General features: G+C 64.9%; 19 protein-coding genes and 1 tRNA gene. 6 read left to right on the top strand and 14 right to left on the bottom strand.

The window, feature by feature from the left end:
- Position 1: 1 nt before the first annotated feature.
- The 7 genes from nuoF to C0461_RS01105 form a co-directional block, all read right to left on the bottom strand.
- Positions 2-1315, bottom strand: a complete 1314-nt coding sequence (nuoF, locus tag C0461_RS01135; protein WP_292103210.1) for an NADH-quinone oxidoreductase subunit NuoF — start codon at positions 1313-1315, stop codon at positions 2-4.
- Positions 1316-1318: 3 nt separating this feature from the next.
- Positions 1319-1588 carry a hypothetical protein gene (locus C0461_RS01130; protein WP_292103207.1) on the bottom strand — a complete coding sequence of 90 codons (270 nt, stop codon included), beginning with the start codon at positions 1586-1588 and terminating at the stop codon, positions 1319-1321.
- A 154-nt stretch (positions 1589-1742) separates the two neighbouring features.
- On the bottom strand, positions 1743-2411 hold the full coding sequence (gene nuoE, locus C0461_RS01125) for an NADH-quinone oxidoreductase subunit NuoE (protein WP_292103205.1): 669 nt from the start codon (positions 2409-2411) through the stop codon (positions 1743-1745).
- A gap of 343 nt (positions 2412-2754) precedes the next feature.
- Complete coding sequence (locus C0461_RS01120) at positions 2755-3930, bottom strand: NADH-quinone oxidoreductase subunit D (RefSeq protein ID WP_196838978.1); 1176 nt, start codon at positions 3928-3930, stop codon at positions 2755-2757.
- Positions 3931-4028: 98 nt separating this feature from the next.
- Positions 4029-4685 carry an NADH-quinone oxidoreductase subunit C gene (locus tag C0461_RS01115; RefSeq protein ID WP_292103203.1) on the bottom strand — a complete coding sequence of 219 codons (657 nt, stop codon included), beginning with the start codon at positions 4683-4685 and terminating at the stop codon, positions 4029-4031.
- Entirely contained in the window at positions 4682-5293 is a 612-nt protein-coding gene (locus C0461_RS01110; protein WP_292103201.1) for an NADH-quinone oxidoreductase subunit B, read from the bottom strand. The genes C0461_RS01115 and C0461_RS01110 overlap by 4 nt, the downstream gene beginning before the upstream one ends.
- The gene (locus C0461_RS01105) at positions 5263-5640 is read right to left on the bottom strand and encodes an NADH-quinone oxidoreductase subunit A (RefSeq protein WP_292103200.1); all 378 of its coding nucleotides are present in this window, start codon (positions 5638-5640) and stop codon (positions 5263-5265) included. Before C0461_RS01105 ends, C0461_RS01110 begins: the two co-directional genes overlap by 31 nt.
- A gap of 198 nt (positions 5641-5838) precedes the next feature.
- Between C0461_RS01105 and C0461_RS01100 the strand changes: the two genes are divergently transcribed.
- Together C0461_RS01100 and C0461_RS01095 are read left to right on the top strand one after the other, a co-directional pair.
- Positions 5839-7431 carry an AbgT family transporter gene (locus tag C0461_RS01100; protein ID WP_292103197.1) on the top strand — a complete coding sequence of 531 codons (1593 nt, stop codon included), beginning with the start codon at positions 5839-5841 and terminating at the stop codon, positions 7429-7431.
- Between the two features lie 89 nt (positions 7432-7520).
- Positions 7521-7597 (top strand) — tRNA-Asp (locus C0461_RS01095).
- A 236-nt stretch (positions 7598-7833) separates the two neighbouring features.
- Here C0461_RS01095 and C0461_RS01090 read toward each other — a convergent pair.
- Entirely contained in the window at positions 7834-8961 is a 1128-nt protein-coding gene (locus tag C0461_RS01090) for a glycosyltransferase (protein ID WP_363377304.1), read from the bottom strand.
- 357 nt (positions 8962-9318) lie between these two features.
- Between C0461_RS01090 and C0461_RS01085 the strand changes: the two genes are divergently transcribed.
- Positions 9319-12501, top strand: a complete 3183-nt coding sequence (locus tag C0461_RS01085) for an autotransporter domain-containing protein (RefSeq protein WP_292103194.1) — start codon at positions 9319-9321, stop codon at positions 12499-12501.
- Here the strand turns inward: C0461_RS01085 and C0461_RS01080 are convergent.
- The 6 genes from C0461_RS01080 to C0461_RS01055 all read right to left on the bottom strand — a co-directional run bounded on the left by C0461_RS01080 (position 12478) and on the right by C0461_RS01055 (position 15259).
- On the bottom strand, positions 12478-12711 hold the full coding sequence (locus tag C0461_RS01080) for a hypothetical protein (RefSeq protein WP_292103193.1): 234 nt from the start codon (positions 12709-12711) through the stop codon (positions 12478-12480). The two genes, C0461_RS01085 and C0461_RS01080, sit on opposite strands and share 24 nt — an antisense overlap.
- A gap of 507 nt (positions 12712-13218) precedes the next feature.
- On the bottom strand, positions 13219-13521 hold the full coding sequence (locus C0461_RS01075) for a hypothetical protein (RefSeq protein WP_292103191.1): 303 nt from the start codon (positions 13519-13521) through the stop codon (positions 13219-13221).
- Positions 13463-13936 (bottom strand): hypothetical protein, encoded by a 474-nt coding sequence (locus tag C0461_RS01070; protein WP_292103190.1) that lies wholly within the window; start codon positions 13934-13936, stop codon positions 13463-13465. The genes C0461_RS01075 and C0461_RS01070 overlap by 59 nt, the downstream gene beginning before the upstream one ends.
- 10 nt (positions 13937-13946) lie before the next feature.
- Positions 13947-14300 (bottom strand): hypothetical protein, encoded by a 354-nt coding sequence (locus C0461_RS01065; protein WP_292103189.1) that lies wholly within the window; start codon positions 14298-14300, stop codon positions 13947-13949.
- Positions 14275-14811, bottom strand: a complete 537-nt coding sequence (locus C0461_RS01060) for a helix-turn-helix transcriptional regulator (protein ID WP_292103187.1) — start codon at positions 14809-14811, stop codon at positions 14275-14277. Before C0461_RS01060 ends, C0461_RS01065 begins: the two co-directional genes overlap by 26 nt.
- Before the next feature lie 70 nt (positions 14812-14881).
- Positions 14882-15259, bottom strand: a complete 378-nt coding sequence (locus C0461_RS01055) for a helix-turn-helix transcriptional regulator (RefSeq protein WP_292103177.1) — start codon at positions 15257-15259, stop codon at positions 14882-14884.
- Between the two features lie 624 nt (positions 15260-15883).
- Here C0461_RS01055 and C0461_RS01050 point away from each other — a divergent pair.
- Genes C0461_RS01050 through C0461_RS01040 form a run of 3 tightly spaced genes read left to right on the top strand, consistent with a single transcriptional unit; the run spans position 15884 to position 18007 of the window.
- Entirely contained in the window at positions 15884-16303 is a 420-nt protein-coding gene (locus C0461_RS01050) for a hypothetical protein (protein ID WP_292103173.1), read from the top strand.
- Position 16304: 1 nt separating this feature from the next.
- Positions 16305-17771 (top strand): radical SAM family RiPP maturation amino acid epimerase, encoded by a 1467-nt coding sequence (locus C0461_RS01045; protein ID WP_292103168.1) that lies wholly within the window; start codon positions 16305-16307, stop codon positions 17769-17771.
- On the top strand, positions 17771-18007 hold the full coding sequence (locus C0461_RS01040; protein WP_292103163.1) for a hypothetical protein: 237 nt from the start codon (positions 17771-17773) through the stop codon (positions 18005-18007). The genes C0461_RS01045 and C0461_RS01040 overlap by 1 nt, the downstream gene beginning before the upstream one ends.
- Positions 18008-18013: the final 6 nt, after the last annotated feature.

Genomic DNA, 18013 nt, shown 5'->3' with positions numbered 1-18013 from the left:
CCTACTCCGCCGCGATCGCGTGGCCGGCGAAGGCGCCGCGGGCGTTGCGATAGCTGGTGATGCGGTCCTCGATCTCGTGGCGGAAGTGCCGGATCAGGCCCTGCACCGGCCACGCCGCCGCGTCGCCGAGAGCGCAGATGGTGTGCCCTTCCACCTGACCGGCCACATCCAGCAGCAGGTCGATTTCCGACGGATCCGCATCGCCCACGGCCATGCGCTCCAGCACCCGCCACATCCAGCCCGTGCCCTCGCGGCACGGGGTGCACTGGCCGCAGCTCTCGTGCTTGTAGAAATAGCTGATGCGGGCGATGGCGCGGACCAGGTCGGTCGACTGGTCCATCACGATCACCGCCGCCGTGCCCAGGCCCGACTTCATGTCGCGCAGGCTGTCGAAATCCATCAGCGCGGCTTCGGACATCTCGCGGGTGATCAACGGAACCGACGATCCGCCGGGGATGATGGCCTTCAGATTGTCCCAGCCGCCCCGCACACCGCCGCAGTGATCCTCGATCAGCTGGCGCAGCGGAATGGACATGGCCTCTTCCACATTGCACGGGCGGTTCACGTGGCCCGAGATCGACATGATCTTGGTGCCGGTGTTGTTCGGACGACCGAAGCCCGCGAACCATTCCGCCCCGCGCCGCAGGATCGTACCCACGACCGCGATGGACTCCACATTGTTCACCGTGGTGGGGCAGCCATACAGGCCCGCGCCCGCCGGGAACGGCGGCTTCAGCCGCGGCTGACCCTTCTTGCCTTCCAGCGACTCGAGCAGGGCCGTCTCCTCGCCGCAGATATAGGCGCCGGCGCCGTGGTGGATGTAGACGTCGAAGTCCCAGCCATGGATGTTGTTCTTGCCGATAAGCCCGGCGTCATAGGCCTGCCTGACCGCCGCCTCCATGCGCTCGCGCTCAAGCACATATTCGCCGCGCAGATAGATGTAGCAGGCGTGCGCCTGCATGGCGAAGCTGGCGATCAGGCACCCTTCGATCAGCAGATGCGGATCGTGGCGCATGATCTCCCGGTCCTTGCAGGTGCCCGGTTCGGATTCGTCGGCGTTGACCACCAGATAGTGCGGGCGGTCCTTCACCTCCTTGGGCATGAAGGACCACTTCAGCCCGGTCGGGAAACCGGCGCCGCCCCGGCCGCGCAGGCCCGAGTTCTTGACGTTGGTGATGACCCAGTCGCGGCCCAGCGCCAGCATGTCCGCCGTCGCGTTCCACGCCCCGCGTTTCTTCGCCCCCTCCAGCGTCCAGTCATGGAAGCCGTACAGATTGGTGAAGATGCGGTCCTTGTCTTCGAGAATGCCGACCATGTCCTACAGTCCCTGCGCCATGCGGCGCTTGTGGTGGCGCGTCCGAAGGAACGTCGCAGTCAGAAACAGAACCCAGCCGATGGCCAGGGCGCCGTAGCCCCAGACCTGGGCGCTCTCAGTCAGACCCGCCCAGCCGCGCGTGGAGCCCCACAGCACGAAGGCGCCGATGACGATGAACACCAGGCCAGTCATGCGGTACGGCCGCGCCACCCCGTTCAGCTCATTGCGGTAGGCCTTGCGGCCCTCGGCGTTGTCCAGATCAGGGGCGCTCATACGCGATCTCCCACCCGAACAAATCCGTCACCCTCGGGCTTGTCCCGAGGGTCCATAGACTCCGACAGGGCCGGGAAAACCCGGACCGCTCCGTGCGTATGTATCCCCGGGACAAGCCCGGGGATGACGGAGTGAATGGAGGACGCAAACACCATCACGCCGGCTCCTTCGCCGGTTCGCTGTTGGGCAGCTTCTTGATCGGCTTCGCCGCCGAGCCGTCATACAGCTTCGGATCGGTCAGGGTCGTCGCCCCGCCCTCGGGCTCCGACGACGTGCGACCCACATAGGAGCCGGCCTTGGGCGCCTTGCCCGCAGCGAAGTCGTCGATGATCTGCGCCAGGATTTCCGGCGTCAGGTCTTCGAAATAGTAGTCGTTGATCTGGGCCATTGGCGCATTGGCGCACGCGCCCAGGCACTCCACTTCCTGCCAGGTGAAGCGGCCGTCGGCCGACAGCTTGTCCTTGGCCCCGATCTTCTCGCGGCAGGTGGCCATCAGTTCATTGGCGCCGCGCAGCATGCAAGGCGTGGTGCCGCACACCTGGATCAGAGCGGTCCGCCCCACGGGCTCCAGCTGGAACATGGTGTAGAAGGTCGCCACCTCCAGCACCCGGATGTAGGGCATGGCCAGCAGCTCGGCGATGGCGCGGATGGCGGGCTCGCTGACCCACCCTTCCTGCTTCTGCACCAGCCACAGGATCGGGATCACCGCCGAAGCCTTCCGCTCCGCCGGATATTTGGCGATCCACCAGTCGGCCTTCTTCTTCGTGTCCTTCGAAAAGGCGAACGAGGCCGGTTGTTCCTTGGCGAGACGACGAACGCTCATTGCGCTGAACTCATTCTTGAAGCTCGGGAACACCGCGACATTTCTCCAAGCCAACGGCGGACTGAAGGAATGGCCAGGAGAGCCAGCCAGATGATTGCACTGGCAGCGACCCCGTATGCCAGCGTCGCCCACCAACTCGCCGAGTCAGCGCGGTCGATGGCTCGAACCACAAGCAGGAACGGAATTAATGTAGCAGCTTGCACGACGACCATGCGTCGATAGACGGCCCAACCCGGCAACCTCTGTTGGCCGATGTGGCTGGAAGACGAAAAGACAGCCAGAATCAATATTACCGGGACTAGCCAGGCAAAATCCCAAACCGAGAAAATCATCGGGGGCAGGCTCATCGGTCCACCTCTCCGAACACGATGTCGAGCGAGCCCAGGATGGCGGACACGTCGGCCAGCATGTGGCCGCGGTTCATCCAGTCCATGGCCTGCAGGTGCTTGAAGCCGGGCGCCACGATCTTGCAGCGGTACGGCTTGTTGGTGCCGTCGGACACCAGATAGACGGCGAACTCGCCCTTGGGGGCCTCGACCGCCGCATAGACCTCGCCTTCCGGCGTATGGAAGCCCTCGGTGTACAGCTTGAAGTGATGGATCAGGGCTTCCATCGACCGCTTCATCTCGCCCCGACGCGGCGGGGCGACCTTGTTGTTCTCGACCATCACCGGGCCGCGGAAATTGCGCAGCTTGTGGATGCACTGCTCCATGATCCGCACCGACTGCTTCATCTCCTCGATGCGGCAGAGGTAACGATCCCAGCAGTCGCCGTTCTTGCCCACGACGATGTCGAATTCCATCTCGTCATAGCATTCGTACGGCTGGGACTTGCGCAGGTCCCACGGAATGTCCGAGCCGCGCAGCATCACGCCCGAGAAGCCCCAGGCCAGCGCTTCCTCCTTGGACACCACGCCGATGTCCACGTTGCGCTGCTTGAAGATCCGGTTCTCGGTGACCAGGCTCTCGATGTCCTTCAAGGCCTCCGGGAAGGCCTCGCACCACTTCGAGATGTCGTTGATCAGGTCGTCGGGCAGGTCCTGGTGGACGCCGCCGGGACGGAAATAGTTGGCGTGCAGGCGCGCGCCGCAGGCCCGCTCATAGAACACCATCAGCTGTTCGCGCTGCTCGAACCCCCACAGCGGCGGCGTCAGGGCGCCCACGTCCATGGCCTGGGTCGTCACATTCAGCAGGTGGCTCAGGATCCGGCCGATCTCCGAATACAGCACCCGGATCAGCTGGGCCCGGTACGGAACCTCGATGCCAACCAGCTTCTCGATGGCCAGGCAGAAGGCGTGCTCCTGGTTCATCGGCGCCACATAGTCGAGGCGGTCGAAGTACGGGATGTTCTGAAGGTAGGTCCGCGCCTCCATCAGCTTTTCCGTGCCCCGGTGCAGCAGGCCGATGTGCGGGTCCACCCGCGTCACCACCTCCCCGTCCAGGTCCAGCACCAGACGCAGCACCCCGTGCGCGGCCGGGTGCTGGGGCCCGAAATTGATGGTGAACTTGCGGTCGTCCATGTCCTTCACTGGCGCATCGAACGCGACAGCGCCGGTTTCCAGCGCGGCTTCGTCGCGGGCGTCGACCTTCAGAGCCTTGGTGTCCTGACCGTCAGCCATCACGCCTTGCCTCCGCTGGGCTTGCCGGCCGAGCCGATCGCCTTTTCGTCGCCCGGCAGGACCGGGGCGGCGTACTCGGCGCCTTCCCACGGCGACAGGAAGTCGAAATTCCGGAATTCCTGGGCCAGCTTGACGGGCTCATAGACCACCCGCTTCTGCTCCTCGTCGTAGCGGACCTCCACATAGCCGGTCATGGGGAAGTCCTTGCGCAGGGGATAGCCCTGGAAGCCGTAGTCGGTCAGCAGCCGGCGCAGGTCCGGGTGGCCCGAGAACAGCATGCCGTACATGTCGAACGCCTCGCGCTCGAACCAGTCCGCCGCCGGATAGACGCCGGTGACGCTGGGCACGGCCGCCCGCTCGTCCGTCATCACCCGCACGCGGACGCGCAGGTTCTTGGTCAGCGACAGCAGGTGATAGACCACGTCGAACCGCTCGGCCCGCTCGGGATAATCCACGCCCGCCAGATCGGTCAGCTGCTGGAACTCGAACTGGTCCCGCAGCTTCGTCAGCACCGCCACGATGTCGTCGCGGCGCACATCGATGCTCAACTCGCCGAACGCCACGCTCCAGCCGGTCACGGCCTTGCCGCCCGCCTTCTGGATGGCGCGCCCCAGCGTGCCCAGCGACTTTTCAGCCTTGGTCATCACATCGGTCATCGGTCGATCGTCCCGGTGCGGCGGATCTTCTTCTGCAGCTGCAGCAGCCCGTACAGCAGCGCCTCCGCCGTCGGCGGGCACCCCGGCACATAGACGTCCACAGGCACAACGCGGTCACAACCGCGAACAACACTGTAACTATAGTGGTAGTACCCGCCGCCGTTGGCGCAGGAACCCATGGACAGCACGTAACGCGGGTCCGGCATCTGGTCGTAGACCTTGCGCAGAGCCGGAGCCATCTTGTTGGTCAGGGTTCCGGCCACGATCATCAGGTCCGACTGGCGCGGGCTGGCGCGCGGGGCCATGCCGAAGCGCTCCATGTCGTAGCGCGGCATGGACGCCTGCATCATCTCCACCGCACAGCACGCCAGACCGAAGGTCATCCACATCAGGCTGCCGGTGCGGGCCCAGGTGATGACGTCGTCCAGCGGTGCGGTGATGAAGCCGCGCTGGTCCAGCTCATCGCTGACCTGCTCGAAGAAGCGGTCGTGCTTGGCGGGATCATACCCCTCGACCGTCGAGCGCGCGCCGGCGCCGTATGCAGGCGGCACAACCAGACCCGAGGCCGTCTTGGCGGTCACTGCCATTCCAGGGCCCCCTTCTTCCATTCGTAAAGGAACCCGATGGTCAGCACGCCAAGGAAAACCATCATCGACCAGAAGGCGAACACCATGTGCTCGCCCGGCATGCCCATCATCGCCACCGCCCACGGGAACAGGAAAGCGATTTCCAGATCGAAGATGATGAACAGGATCGACACCAGATAGAACCGGACGTCGAACTTCATCCGCGCATCGTCGAAGGCGTTGAAGCCGCACTCATAGGCGGACAATTTTTCGGTGTCGGGATTCTTGGGCGCCAGCACCCAGGCGGCGAGCATGAAGCCGAGGCCAAGCACCGTCGCGATCCCGAAGAAGACCACGATCGGCAGATATTCCAGAAGAAATTCGTTCATCGAGACCACGCCTGGTTCGCCGGGGGAGGCGGCGGATTCGCGCGTCTTCTAGACCCAAGACGCGAGCGGTTCAAACCCATGTCGCATAAGGATTTTATTGAGAATGGTTCGCAACCATGAGGGTTGATTTTTCAGCTTAACGCCCCTCCCTTTGGATCGCATAGGGCCGGAGGGGCCGAGGATCAGGAAAACAGACGCATGGGCATCGGCAACTGGCTGCTGAACGGCATCGAGAAGGCGGGCAACAAGCTGCCCGACCCCGTGTTCATCTTCGTCTGGCTGATCGCCATTCTGATGGGTGTCAGTGTCTTCGCCGCCTACGCGGGCTGGGCGGCGGTGAACCCCATCACGGCCGAACCCATCATCGCCGAAAACCTGTTGTCATCGGACAACCTCCGCCGGCTGCTGGTGGAGATGCCGCGCACCCTGACCGGCTTCGCACCCCTCGGCTATGTGCTGGTGGTCATGCTGGGCGCCGGGGTGGCCGAGCGAACGGGTCTCTTCTCCGCCGCCATGCGGGCGGGCGTCCGCCGGGCGCCGACGGCCCTGCTGACCCCCATCGTCATCTTCATCGCCATTCTCAGCAGTCACGCGGTGGACGCCGGCTATGTGGTGCTGGTGCCCCTGGCCGGCGTGCTCTACGCGGCGGCGGGGCGTCACCCTATCGTCGGCATTTCCGCCGCTTTCGCGGGGGTTTCCGCCGCCTTCTCCTCCAACATCGTTCCGGGGCAGCTGGATGTGCTGCTGCTGGGCATCACCGAGACAGCGGCTCACCTGATCGATCCGTCCTGGCAGATGAACCCGGCCGGAAACTGGTTCTTCATCGTGGCCATGACCTTCCTGTTCGTCCCGCTGGGCTGGTGGGTGACAGACAAGATCATTGAACCGCGGCTGGGCAAGTGGACGCCCTCCGCCGACGCGCCCATCAAGCTTGAGGACGGCGAACTGGGCCCGCGCGAGCGCAAGGGCCTGATCTGGGCCGGCCTGGTCCTGTTGCTGGTCATCGCCGCCTGGGCCGCCATGCTGCTGGCCCCGGGCGCGCCCCTCTATGATCCTGACGGAGCAGATCCCGCGGCGCGCATGGCGCCCTTCTTCAACTCCCTCGTGGCGGCCTTCTTCACCCTGTTCATCGCCACAGGGGCGGCCTACGGCGTCGTTGCGGGCACGGTGAAGACGCACCGCGACATCGTGCGGATGACCTCCCAGGCCATGGCCGATATGGCCCCCTATGTGGTGCTGGCCTTCGTGGCGGCGCACTTCGTGGCCATGTTCAACTGGTCGAACCTCGGAGCCATCATGGCTATCGGCGGCGCCGAGGCCATCAGCCAATCCGGCCTGAACACCTTCGGCCTGCTGGTGGCCCTGGTTCTGGTCAGCGGACTCATCAATCTGTTCGTGGGGTCGGCGGCCGCCAAGTGGGCCATGCTGGCCCCGGTGCTGGTGCCCATGCTGATGCTGCTGGGAATCAGCCCCGAGATGACGACCGCTGCTTACCGCATGGGCGATTCGGTCACCAACATCGTCACGCCACTGATGGTCTACTTCCCGCTGGTCCTGGCCTTCTGCCAGCGCTGGGACAAGGACTTCGGACTGGGCAGCCTGATGGCGCTCATGGTGCCCTACTCCCTCGCCTTCATGATCTTCGGCACCCTGATGACCGGCGCCTGGGCCGCCCTCGCCCTGCCGCTGGGCCCCGGGGTGGGCGTCCACTATGACATCCCGAGCCCGGTCGAGGCGTCCGAGGTCGTCAATCCGGTGGGTCCGGCGGCGCCGGAATCCGAAGTGCGATAATTTCGTCGCTCATGCCGCTTGACGGCGCGAGGGGCGCCGCCTAAACGACGCCCCTCGCTGCGACGCACTGCTTCGCGCCGAGGGAATACGCGGGTGTAGCTCAGTTGGTTAGAGTGCCGGCCTGTCACGCCGGAGGTCGCGGGTTCGAGCCCCGTCACTCGCGCCATTCCTTCTTTCGAGGGAATGGCGCTTTTCATTTCCCTCGCCGCCAGCCGAAAATCCCGCATTGCTGCGAGCCGATGCCTTGTACGGCAAGGCGTCGCCATCATTTTTCAGCTTTCTGCGCTCCCCCTTCGCTCACGCGCTTGGATTGCAGGCGTTACGCCGGCCGACGTGAAAGAGACAAAGCGAGCCCCCTGATCCGATGAGGCTCCAGGTTTCACTGTCTTCGGGCCGACGGTCTCAGTGGACCCGATAGGCCTCGCCCGGCTGGACGAAGGCGGCCTGGCCGCTGACTTCGCCATAGACCATGCACAGGTCCTCGAAAACGCGACCCCATGAGAACCGCTCGACCGCTCGTACCCGCGCGGCCTGGCCGATCGCCTCCACGTCACGCTCGAACAGGGCCTCGATGGCGGCGGCGAATGCGGTGGGCTCGGCGGCCATGGCCAGTTCGCCGACCTCGCGGTCCACGGTTTCCGCCACCCCGCCGGCGTTCACCCCCACCACGGCTCGTCCGCAGGCCATGGCCTCCAGCACGATCAGGCCGAAGGGCTCACGGTCGTTGGCGTGCACAAAGGCGTCACAGCTGGCTACGATCCGGGCCACAGCACGAGGATCCGTTTCATAGGGAAGCGAAATAACCCGGTCCTCCCGGGGCAGGCCCATGCCCGCGCCCACCAGCACCAGATGATAGGGCGGGCCCAGCTTCTGGACCGCCCGGATCAGGACATCGATGTTCTTCTCGCGCGCCGGACGCCCGGCGAACACCAGCAGCCGCGCATCGGACCGCAGGCCCAGTTGCTTCAGCAGACCGGCCCGGTCGGCCCGGTCCGGTCGGAAGGTGTCCACCTCCACGCCAAGGGGCTGGACCACGATATTGGGCACCCTCGCTTCTTCCAGACGTCGGGCGATGTAGCGGCTGGGTGAAACCACCCGGTCGAACTGGCAGAACAGCTTCGACCAGCGCTTCTCCACCGGCTTTTTGGCCCATTCCCCGAAATGCAGCGCCGCCAGCGCAGCCGGATCCGAATGACAGAAGCCTATGACCGGACACCCTGCCCGCTGCCCTGCCTCCAGCGCCCCCTGCCCCGGCGTGTACGGGTCGCCGGCCTCGATCAGGTGGGGATGGGTCGCCGCGACCCAGGCGCTCCAGCGCTTGATGGACGTGGGCCAGCGGTATCCGTCGCCGAAGGGCAGCTTCGGCGCCTGCAGCGTCAGCAGGCCTGGCCGCGAATGGTAGCGCGCGCCCGGCACGACCAGTGTGTGGGCGATCTCCGGACGGTTCGCCTCCAGCCAGGCCTTCTTGGCCAGCAGATAGCGCTTCACGCCGCCGGACCGGGGCGCATAAAGCATGGTGGTGTCGACCATCCGGGTTCTCGGGTCCGCTGAAGCGCCCTTCACGCTGCTGAAAGTGTTCGCAACCTTCTCATCCCGACCGGGAATCAGCTGAACTTCGCTTTCCTGAACGTCGATCATTCCTCACTCCGCCTTTCTGACAAGGCTGCAACGCACAAGCGCTGGCGTTGGATGCGTGCGCTCCGTGACAGTAGTGGTCAAGCTTTCTAATGCCACAGAGGTTCATGGCTTTGCACGGCAGCTTCATCACGGCTATGAGGGGGACGGCCTTGCAATCGCCTCAAATTCGAGAAACTTGGGGCGTGCCGTTCGGTCCCGGAGTCGGGGCCAGACTGTATCGGGCGCGCGTCACCAAGGGGTTCTTAATCCATGCGTAAACTGCTCGCGGCCGCCGTCGCGCTCGCACCTCTCGCTATCGCCGCCGGGGCCGCCCACGCCGACACCGAGATTTCGAACACGCGCACCACGCCGATTCTGACCGCGAACGCCAATAACGGCGCGGCGGACAATGTGGTGATCGCCAATGGCGGCACTCTCCGGATCCTCACCGGTGTCGCGGCGACCCTGAACTCCGACAACGACATCACGATCGCCAACGGCGGCCTGATCCAGATGGAGGACGCCGACGACGGCGCCACCGCGATTCTGGCGGAAGGCGGCAATTCCGGTTCGATCGAGGTCAACGGCCTGATCAGCATCACCGAGGACTACACAGCCAAAGACGAGGATGAGGACGGCGATCTGGACGGCCCCTTCGCGATCGGATCGGATCGCTACGGCATTCGGGTCGTGGGCGCCGAGGCGCTGGACGGCGACATCCTGGTCGGCCGCCAGGGGGCCATTACGGTCGAGGGCAACAATTCCTACGGCATCTTCAATGAGGCGGGACTGACGGGCGACCTGGTGATGCGCGGCAGCGTCACCATGACCGGCGACGGATCCTATGCGATCCGCAGCACGGGAGACGTCGCCGGCGACGTCTGGGTCGGCGGCGCCATTACGGCCCGTGGCGAGAATGCGGTCGGCGTATCGCTTGAGGGCGATATCGGCGGATCCCTGCGCATCGACGGCAACATCACCGTGACCGGTTTCCGCTATACTGGCCGCTCCGCCAACCAGGAGGCGGTGGACGCCCTGGACGAGGACGACCTCCTGATCGGCGGCCCTGCCGTCCGCATCAGCGGCAACGTCGCCGGAGGCGTTCTGCTGGCCACCACGGCTCCCCCCGCTGACGACGATGATGACGAAGACAACCCCGACAGGGACGGCGACGGCGTTCCGGACTCCGAACAGACAACCGCCGCCATCACCTCGTTCGGCTCCGCGCCCGCCATCGAGATCGGTTCAGAAACCCGGGACATCACCCTGGGTCTCGTGGGGACGGGTGAACTCGCATACGGCTTCATCAACCGCGGGGGCGTGACGGCCTCGGGCGTCTATGACGGCGTCGAGGCGACCGGCATCCAGGTCGGCGTCGCAGGCGGCAACGCGGTCACCATTGAAGGCGGCTTCAAAAACGAAGGTGGCGTTGAAGCGCGGTCGAGAGAGGCCGCCGCGACGGCGGTCCGGTTCGGCGACGGCGTCACGACTCCCATCCTCCGCAACTCGGGCACGATCCTCGGCGGCGCGGTGACCGACGGCGATCATGACGCCACGGCGATTCTTGTCGAAGCCGGCGCCAGCCTGCCCTCCCTGTACAATTCCGGCCGCCTGCAATCGGTGCTCACGGGACCTATTGGCGACGCCGTGACAATTCGCGACCTCAGCGGCACGCTCACCCAGATCGACAACATCGGCGTCATCCAGGCGACGACGGTCACGACCCGGGATGAGAACGGTGAGGTCATTCCCACCGAAGGACAGCGCATCGCCATCGACGTCAGCGCCAACACGACCGGCGTCACCCTGACCCAGCTCCTTCTGGAGACGGATCCCGAGAACCCGCCCGCCAACGGCATCACCTCGCCGGTGATCAGCGGCGACATTCTGCTCGGCTCAGGGGCCGACATCGTGGATATCCGCGACGGGTTCGTTTTCGGAAACATCGACTTCGGTTCCGGCGCGGACAGCCTTCTGATCAGCGGCGACGCCGAGGTGCGCGGCGCCCTGTCGGCCACCGGAGGCCTGTTGTCCATTGACGTCTCGAGCGGGCTCCTGGACGCCCAGCAGACCACCTCTCTGGACATCAGCAGCCTGTCCGTCGGCGCCGACGGCAATCTGATCCTCACCATCGACCCGGCGTCGGGAACGTCCGGCGGGTTCAACGTCTCGGGAACCGCCAGCTTCGCGGACGGCGCCGGTCTTGGCGCCCGGTTCGTCTCTCTCGTGAATGATCCGACCCGTTATGTCGTCATCGAGGCGGGCGTGCTGGAATTCGGCGATATCGACGAGACGTCGCTTATAGAAAACTCGCCATTCCTGTTCGTGGTCGAGGCCGGAGCGGATGAAGCCGCCGGCCAGGTCTACCTGGACGTGCGTCGCCGCACCGCCGACGAGATCGGCATGATCCAGTCGGAATCGGCCGCCTTTGATGCGGTCTACAACGCCCTGAACTCCGACGAGGAGCTGCGCAACGCGTTCCTCACCCAGAACGGGCGAGACGGCCTGATGGCGGTGTACGAGCAGATGCTGCCGGATCACTCCGGCGGCGCCCTGATCTCCCTGGCATCGGGCGTGGATGCGGTGACCCGGGCCCTCGCGGGCCGCAACAATAGCGCCGCGCGCGGCGAGACCAGCGCATGGCTGCAGGAAATCAATTTCTACGCCGACAAGGAGACCGACAACGCCTACGGCTTCAAGTCGGAGGGCTTCGGATTCGCCGGCGGCGTGGAGCGGGGAACGGCCTTCGGCGCCATCGGCGTGTCCACCGCCTTCACCTCCTCGGATCTCGAAGAGCCGGGCGCGGCCGCTGAAGAGCGGCTGTCGGCCAATCTGATCGAGCTGGGCCTCTACTGGCGCGCCCAGGGCGGCGCCTGGACCACCTGGGCCCGTGCGGCCGGCGGCTACGCCAGCTTTGAATCGGTGCGCCAATTTGTGGGCGAAGGCATCCTTCGGCGCGCTGAAGCCGACTGGAACGGCTACACGGTCACGGTTGCAGCCGGCGCCTCCTATGAACGCAGCTTCGGCCGCTACAGCCTGCGGCCGGAAGTCCTGGCCGAATATTTCGCCCTGAGCGAAGACGGTTTCGAGGAAACCGGCGGCGGCGACGGCTTCAATCTGGCGGTCGAGGACCGTGACGGCCACATCTTCTCGACCACGGCGGCCCTGAACTTCGGCATGGGCTTCGGCGAGAACCAGTGGTTGCGTCCCGAACTCCGGGTTGGCTGGCGTCAGATCATCTCGCACGACGGCGGGGTGACCACGGCACGCTTCCTCAGCGGCGGTCCCGGTTTCGATCTCATGGCCGACAGCCTCGAAGGAGGCGGCCCGATCATCGGTCTGCGTCTGAACGTGGGCAACGAGCTCGGCATGCTGGCCGTCGAGGCCGATGCGGAGTTCCTGGACGACTACGTCCGCTACGCCCTTCTGCTACGGGCAAGCTTCCGGTTCTGATGGCTGCGGAACGCCGCCGGCCAGCAGCCAGGCGGCTTCCACCTTGCCCGCGTAGAGGGCGCGACGCACATCAGGGCTTCCGCGCGGCGGCGTCTTAGGCGCCGTCACAGCGGCGTAGCCTTGACGCGGCGCAGGCCAGAGGCCCTGCCCGCCCCAGTCGGCGTGGACGGGCTGGGCGAGAATCGTGGAAATCAACAGAAGGGTCAGCATCTGCCAGCCTATGCCCCTGCGCGGGGGCCAGGCTCAAGCCACGAAAGCTGACGGATTGGTGGGCGGCGACGGGTTCGAACCGCCGACCCTCTCGGTGCAAAACGCATCGAATGCAGTTTCTCTACATTTCAGAGTTTTCCACGTAATCAGTAAGCGGCGAAGAATAGGCAGTATTCCTGTTTCACCGTTTTTCAGGCGTTTTCAGAGAAACTCGCACCGATTGCCCCACTACTGCGCCAGAGATTAGGGTTCCTCGGTCTGATTTGTTTCGACAGGCGCCCTCATGGCTGTCCCGCCTCTCACCACGGATCGTCAGCTCGCGACCCTGAGGCCGCAGGCCAGGCCCTACGAACGTCGCGTGTCCGGCGCACGCCGGTTCGGCATCCGTGTCTTTCCCTCAGGCGCGAAACACTTCGAGCTGCGCTACGCCCTGAAGGGAGGGCCATCCAACGCCAGCGCCTGAGAGCCGATGCCGTCTCGACAGGGAGCCGCCGCAGACTCTGGCGGTCACTCGGCCAGACCAGTCCTTGTCGCCCTGGCAAGATCGCCGTCATCGGCCAGGCCGGCGAGCCAGGTTCTCAGAGAAGCTACAGCCCTGATATCGAGCTCGTCTGAACGCTGGCCTGATCTCAGGTTGTCCAGCAGGACCTGGCAGACAAGGACCGCGTCGTCGTGGGTGGTGATCTCACGACTAAGGATGACCTCCTCGCAGGCAAGATACAGATCGTCTTCACGGGCGGTCTCCGCCTGATCACCGGCGCTCAGACGTGGCCAGTGCAGCGCGGCTTCTTCGAAAGTTGGTTGGGTCATTGGTCGCCTCCCTGGCGAACCGCTGGGCTGCCCAGGCTTCCCAGGCGCCGATAAAGAGGGTGATGGACAGCAGGAGCCACACGCCGATTCGGAGGGTGACGCCGGTCCAGATGAAATAGGCTCCCGGCTGAAACCACGGGATGACGAAGGTGATGACGGCGATCAGCTGAAAGCCCGCGGCCATCACCAGCCACCAGCGGTCGTATCGCTCCGCGAGGGTCCAGAAGCCGATGAGCATCAGGGCATCCACGCAGGCCGCACCGGCTTTCCAGCTCCCCCATAGGATGTGATCCACGAACGGGGTGATGATCAGCGCCCCGGTGAACACCACGGCGCCCAGGCGGTCTTGCCTGCCTCCGAAACGCAGCAGCAGGGCGAGGGCGATGAGGTTCGCGGGAAGCAGAAAAGCCGTCATCAATCGCTATTCATGTCAGGGTCGCGGTTCGCGTGGGTCGGTCCGGAACTGTGGAGCCGTCTTTGTCTTCCAGGGGGGCGAAGAGACTCCAGTTCATGCCCATCGCCCTGGCGTCTCGCTCCAGATAACGGTGGGCGTCCACCACGTGGCCGCGGACAGTGAGGAGGCCCTGCAGCGCTGCAGCGAGCCTTTCGGCCCCCTTCTGGCCTATGGCCGCCGCCAGGTTGGCGCTGGTGCGTCCGGCCGAAAGCGTAATGAGCACCTGCCCGCCGCTGGCGATGGCCTGGTCGAGGATCTGTTCGAACGTCTGCAGTTCAGCGGCCGTCACTGATGCGAAATCATCGGCCTTGGGGTTGCGGTTCATTGTTCACGCCTTCAGCGGTTGATCGAAAGGCGTCGTCCGCGAACCGGTCGATGGACCCGAAGGCGGTGAGGACTCCGAAACCGGCGATGATCAGCATCAGACCGAACAGGGTCCAGATGAGGATCAGGCCGGTCCGCGAGCCCACCCAGCGGGGCGGAACCCGCGAAGCGCCGAGCGCGACATAGGCCCCATAAAGGGGATTGCCGGCCCGTCCACCGTCTTCGCCCCGATCATCCCGGCCGGCGGCGACGACCGGATCAGGCCCGCCCGCGTCCGCTTCGGGTATAGGTATAGGTGGAACTGGGTAATTCCGGGCGACCATGGCGGCGGCGGCGTCCCGGCTCCGCGTTCCGAGTTTCTGATAGGCGCTGTGAAGATGATTGCTGACGGTCTTCGGGGACATGCCCCGTCCGCCGGGGCGAAGTCGCTGGGCGATTTCCTTATCCGTATACCCCTTGCCCGCCAGCACGACACACTGCACTTCGCGCTGCGTCAGGCGATTTCCCCGCATTGTCCCTCCCCCGTCCGTCCGCCAAGTTAGGGGGGGAAAGCGGCGATAGTCCAGAGGGTTAACGCAGACGTCAGACTGGCGGCTTCGAAGCCGCCAGGGTCTGTGCGAGGTTGAGCACCGCGACCTGGTCGCGCGCGTCCAGCCGTTCCCACGCCACCAGAAGCTTCTGGGAAGACGCATCAACGCCCCTGAGGTCGCTCCCGCCGGGAGCGCCCTCCTCGCCCATCAGCCAGGCGCAGCTTACGCCAAGAACCTTCGACATCTCGAAAAGACGCGACGCCGAGATGCGATTGGCGCCGCGTTCGTATTTCTGGACCTGCTGGAAGGTTATCCCTACGGCCTGACCCAAGTCCGTCTGACTGAGCCCCATGGCCCGCCTCCGGATGGCGACGCGGGCGCCGACTTCAATATCAAAGGGATGGGGCTGGGTGAGGGCGATGCGCGGCATGCTTCACTATAGGGCTGCGTTGGGCGCTCTCCAAGCTGCGGAGCGTGCTCTCCATATAGTTGGCGAAAGCGACCGGCTTCCGCCCGGACTTCCCGCGCTCAGTCAGGACGCCTCTGGACGCCCTCCTTCTTACCGCCCCTGGCCCTCCTCCGAACGGGTCGGGCAAATCCTGCGTCTTCACAGACCCGGTCTTCGGCTGAACGGCGCGCATGGCCGCCTGGCCATGAGGCAAAGCCGCGGAGCCGCGCAAGCCTGCGGAGTTTGATTGGTACGTGACTCAAGCGGTCCCTGGCCCGCCTTGGCGCCGGGGCCTCCACACCGGTTCGAGAGCCCCCCGCGTGTCGGTGCGCGCCCGCTGGGAGCCCTCGCGGGGTCGCCAGCGGGGTGTCAGCTCCACCGGACTCTCGCATTTGTCTTCACTCGGGCATTCGGCAGCCAGCGCGACGTAATGACGGAGGCTGTCGGGTAGCGGTGCGAAGCCGGTGCCGGTGACGTGCTGCTGACGGGGGCACTACCTGAGATAATGGCCGGACTGATTTATACGCATCTAAGGTTTGACAAGACGCATCAACCGCTGCAACTCTCAGGTGTAATTCATGCCATGCTGCTATTCAGGAGGAGACTATGCATACCGAGATTGAGCGTTTCCGAGCCGCCGCAATGTCGAACCCGGCGGTGCTGGAAGCCTGTCTGAGCGAGAGTTTTGATATCGGCGCCCTGGCCAAGGGGGCGCAGAGCCTAGGTTACGACTTCTCGGAAGAGGATGCATCCCAGCAGGTGATCGAGAACGTCGCGGCGATGGGACCTCCAAAGGCTCCGAAGCTGAAGATGTACGACGATCAGACCGGCGAAATGCGCGAACTCACCGAAGATGAGATCAAGTGGGTCGGCGGCGCCGGCACGTCGACCTTCGTTGAAGGCAATGCGGTCGTCCTGACCGAAGCCTTCGCCGTTGTCGTCGTGGCGGTGGCGGCGGCGGCGGTGGCTGTGGCGCTCGCCTTCCTGCTGGCCACTGAGCCCTCGGTTACAAGGGCGGCTTCGTAACATGCCGGAAGCAGGCAGCCTGGCCGCGCAGCCGGTCGCCCACGAGGATGTCTTTTCAGCGTTCCGGGAGGCGTTTTCACGCCCTCCGGAACAGCTGAGACAGATTGCGCATATCAAGCGCTTTCTGGAGAGATTCCAGGGGGACGATGTTTACCGGGGGGCTGTCCTCGCAGGTGTTATGAGCCTTGAGGAAGCCGCCGCCGCGTGCGGGTGCGAACTCGACCTCACGAGTCTGCAGCCTGTGTTCAACATCGAGTTCAGCGCTCACAGGTCCAGCGCAACCGCAGACGACTGGCCCCTGACCGCCCTTTGGGATGAACATCTCCATGGGCTCCTGGGCCTTCGGGACAAGATCCGGGAGATCGGAGACACCGCAGGCGCCGATCCGGCGTTTGATCAGTGGCGGCGACGCCAGATCAACCGGACCGCCTTCGAGCTCGGGGCGCACTCACAGGGCATCGTGCACCCTCCCGTCACGTTCGAACTCTCCAGCGGATGCTCGGTGGGATGCTGGTTCTGCGGGATTTCGGCCGCGAAATTCGGGGGCAATTTCTCTGTTCAGGGCGCCGGTCGGGACGAGTGGGAGCAAACCTTGCGCGCGGTCCAAAGCGTACTTGGCCCCGGTCTCAAAACGGGCTTCTGTTACTGGGCGACCGAACCTCTGGACAATCCGGAGTACGCGGACTTCCTCGATGTCTATGAAGAGGTGGTTGGCGTGCTGCCCCAGACGACCTCGGCGATCCCACTGCGAAACAAGGAGCTCACCCGGGCCGTCCTGGCGCGCTGGGAACGCTCGAAGTCCTTCCCCAACCGCTTTTCCGTGCTCACGACCAAGATCCTGCTTCAGATCCACCAGGAGTTCACACCGGAGGAGTTGCTGGGCGTGGAGCTGGTGCTTCAGAACAAGGGGAGTCCTGCGCCCAAGTCCGGCGCCGGGCGCGCCTATCAGGGTCGCTCCGTGCAGGCCGAAGGCCCCGTCCAGCACAAGAACGGCACCATAGTGAACGGCACGATCGCCTGCGTCACGGGTTTCCTCATCAACATCGTCGAGCGAAGAGTCCGTCTCATCAGTCCGACGGCGCCCTGCGATGAATGGCCGGACGGATACATCGTCTTCGACGATGCCCGGTACGACCGACCGGAGAATCTCGCGGCGACCATGAAGGAGATGATCGCGCGGAACATGGGATCGAAGATTGATCCGCACGCTCCCATCCGTTTCGGCCAACATATTGACTTCTTCGACGACGAGCGCGGCGTCGGGGTCGAAAGCGCTCACGTGAAGGTCGAGACCGGGCTCCTCGACGTTATCGGCAGGATGATCAACGACGGGGACAAGTCGCCCTTGCAGATTGTGCAGCTCGCTTCGCGAGAAGGCGTCGACCCGTTCCAGGTTGTGGGTGTCATTACGGACGCGCGTCGGGCTGGACTGATCGAGTCCGTACCCCTGCAGGGAGAGAAAACCTGATGCCCCGGTCGAAGGCCTGGTTCGCAGCCAAGCGATACGGCTACGGCTCCTCCCTGCCCATCGCCTGGCAGGGGTGGGTGCTCTTTGTAGCGTTCATTGTACTTTTTGTCGCCGCCGCTGGCGGCCTTCAGGGTGTCTTGCGCTGGGTGGCCATGGCCGGCCTGCTTATCGGCTTCTTCGTGATCGCAGCCCTGAAAACGGAAGGCGGCTGGCGTTGGCGATGGCCGCGGCGCTGAGCGCCT

The sequence above is a fragment of the Brevundimonas sp. genome (genome assembly GCF_013823285.1).
In the GTDB taxonomy this organism is placed as follows: domain Bacteria; phylum Pseudomonadota; class Alphaproteobacteria; order Caulobacterales; family Caulobacteraceae; genus Brevundimonas.
Note: the sequence above shows the minus strand (reverse complement) of the source record. Positions and strands in the feature narration are given on the sequence as shown.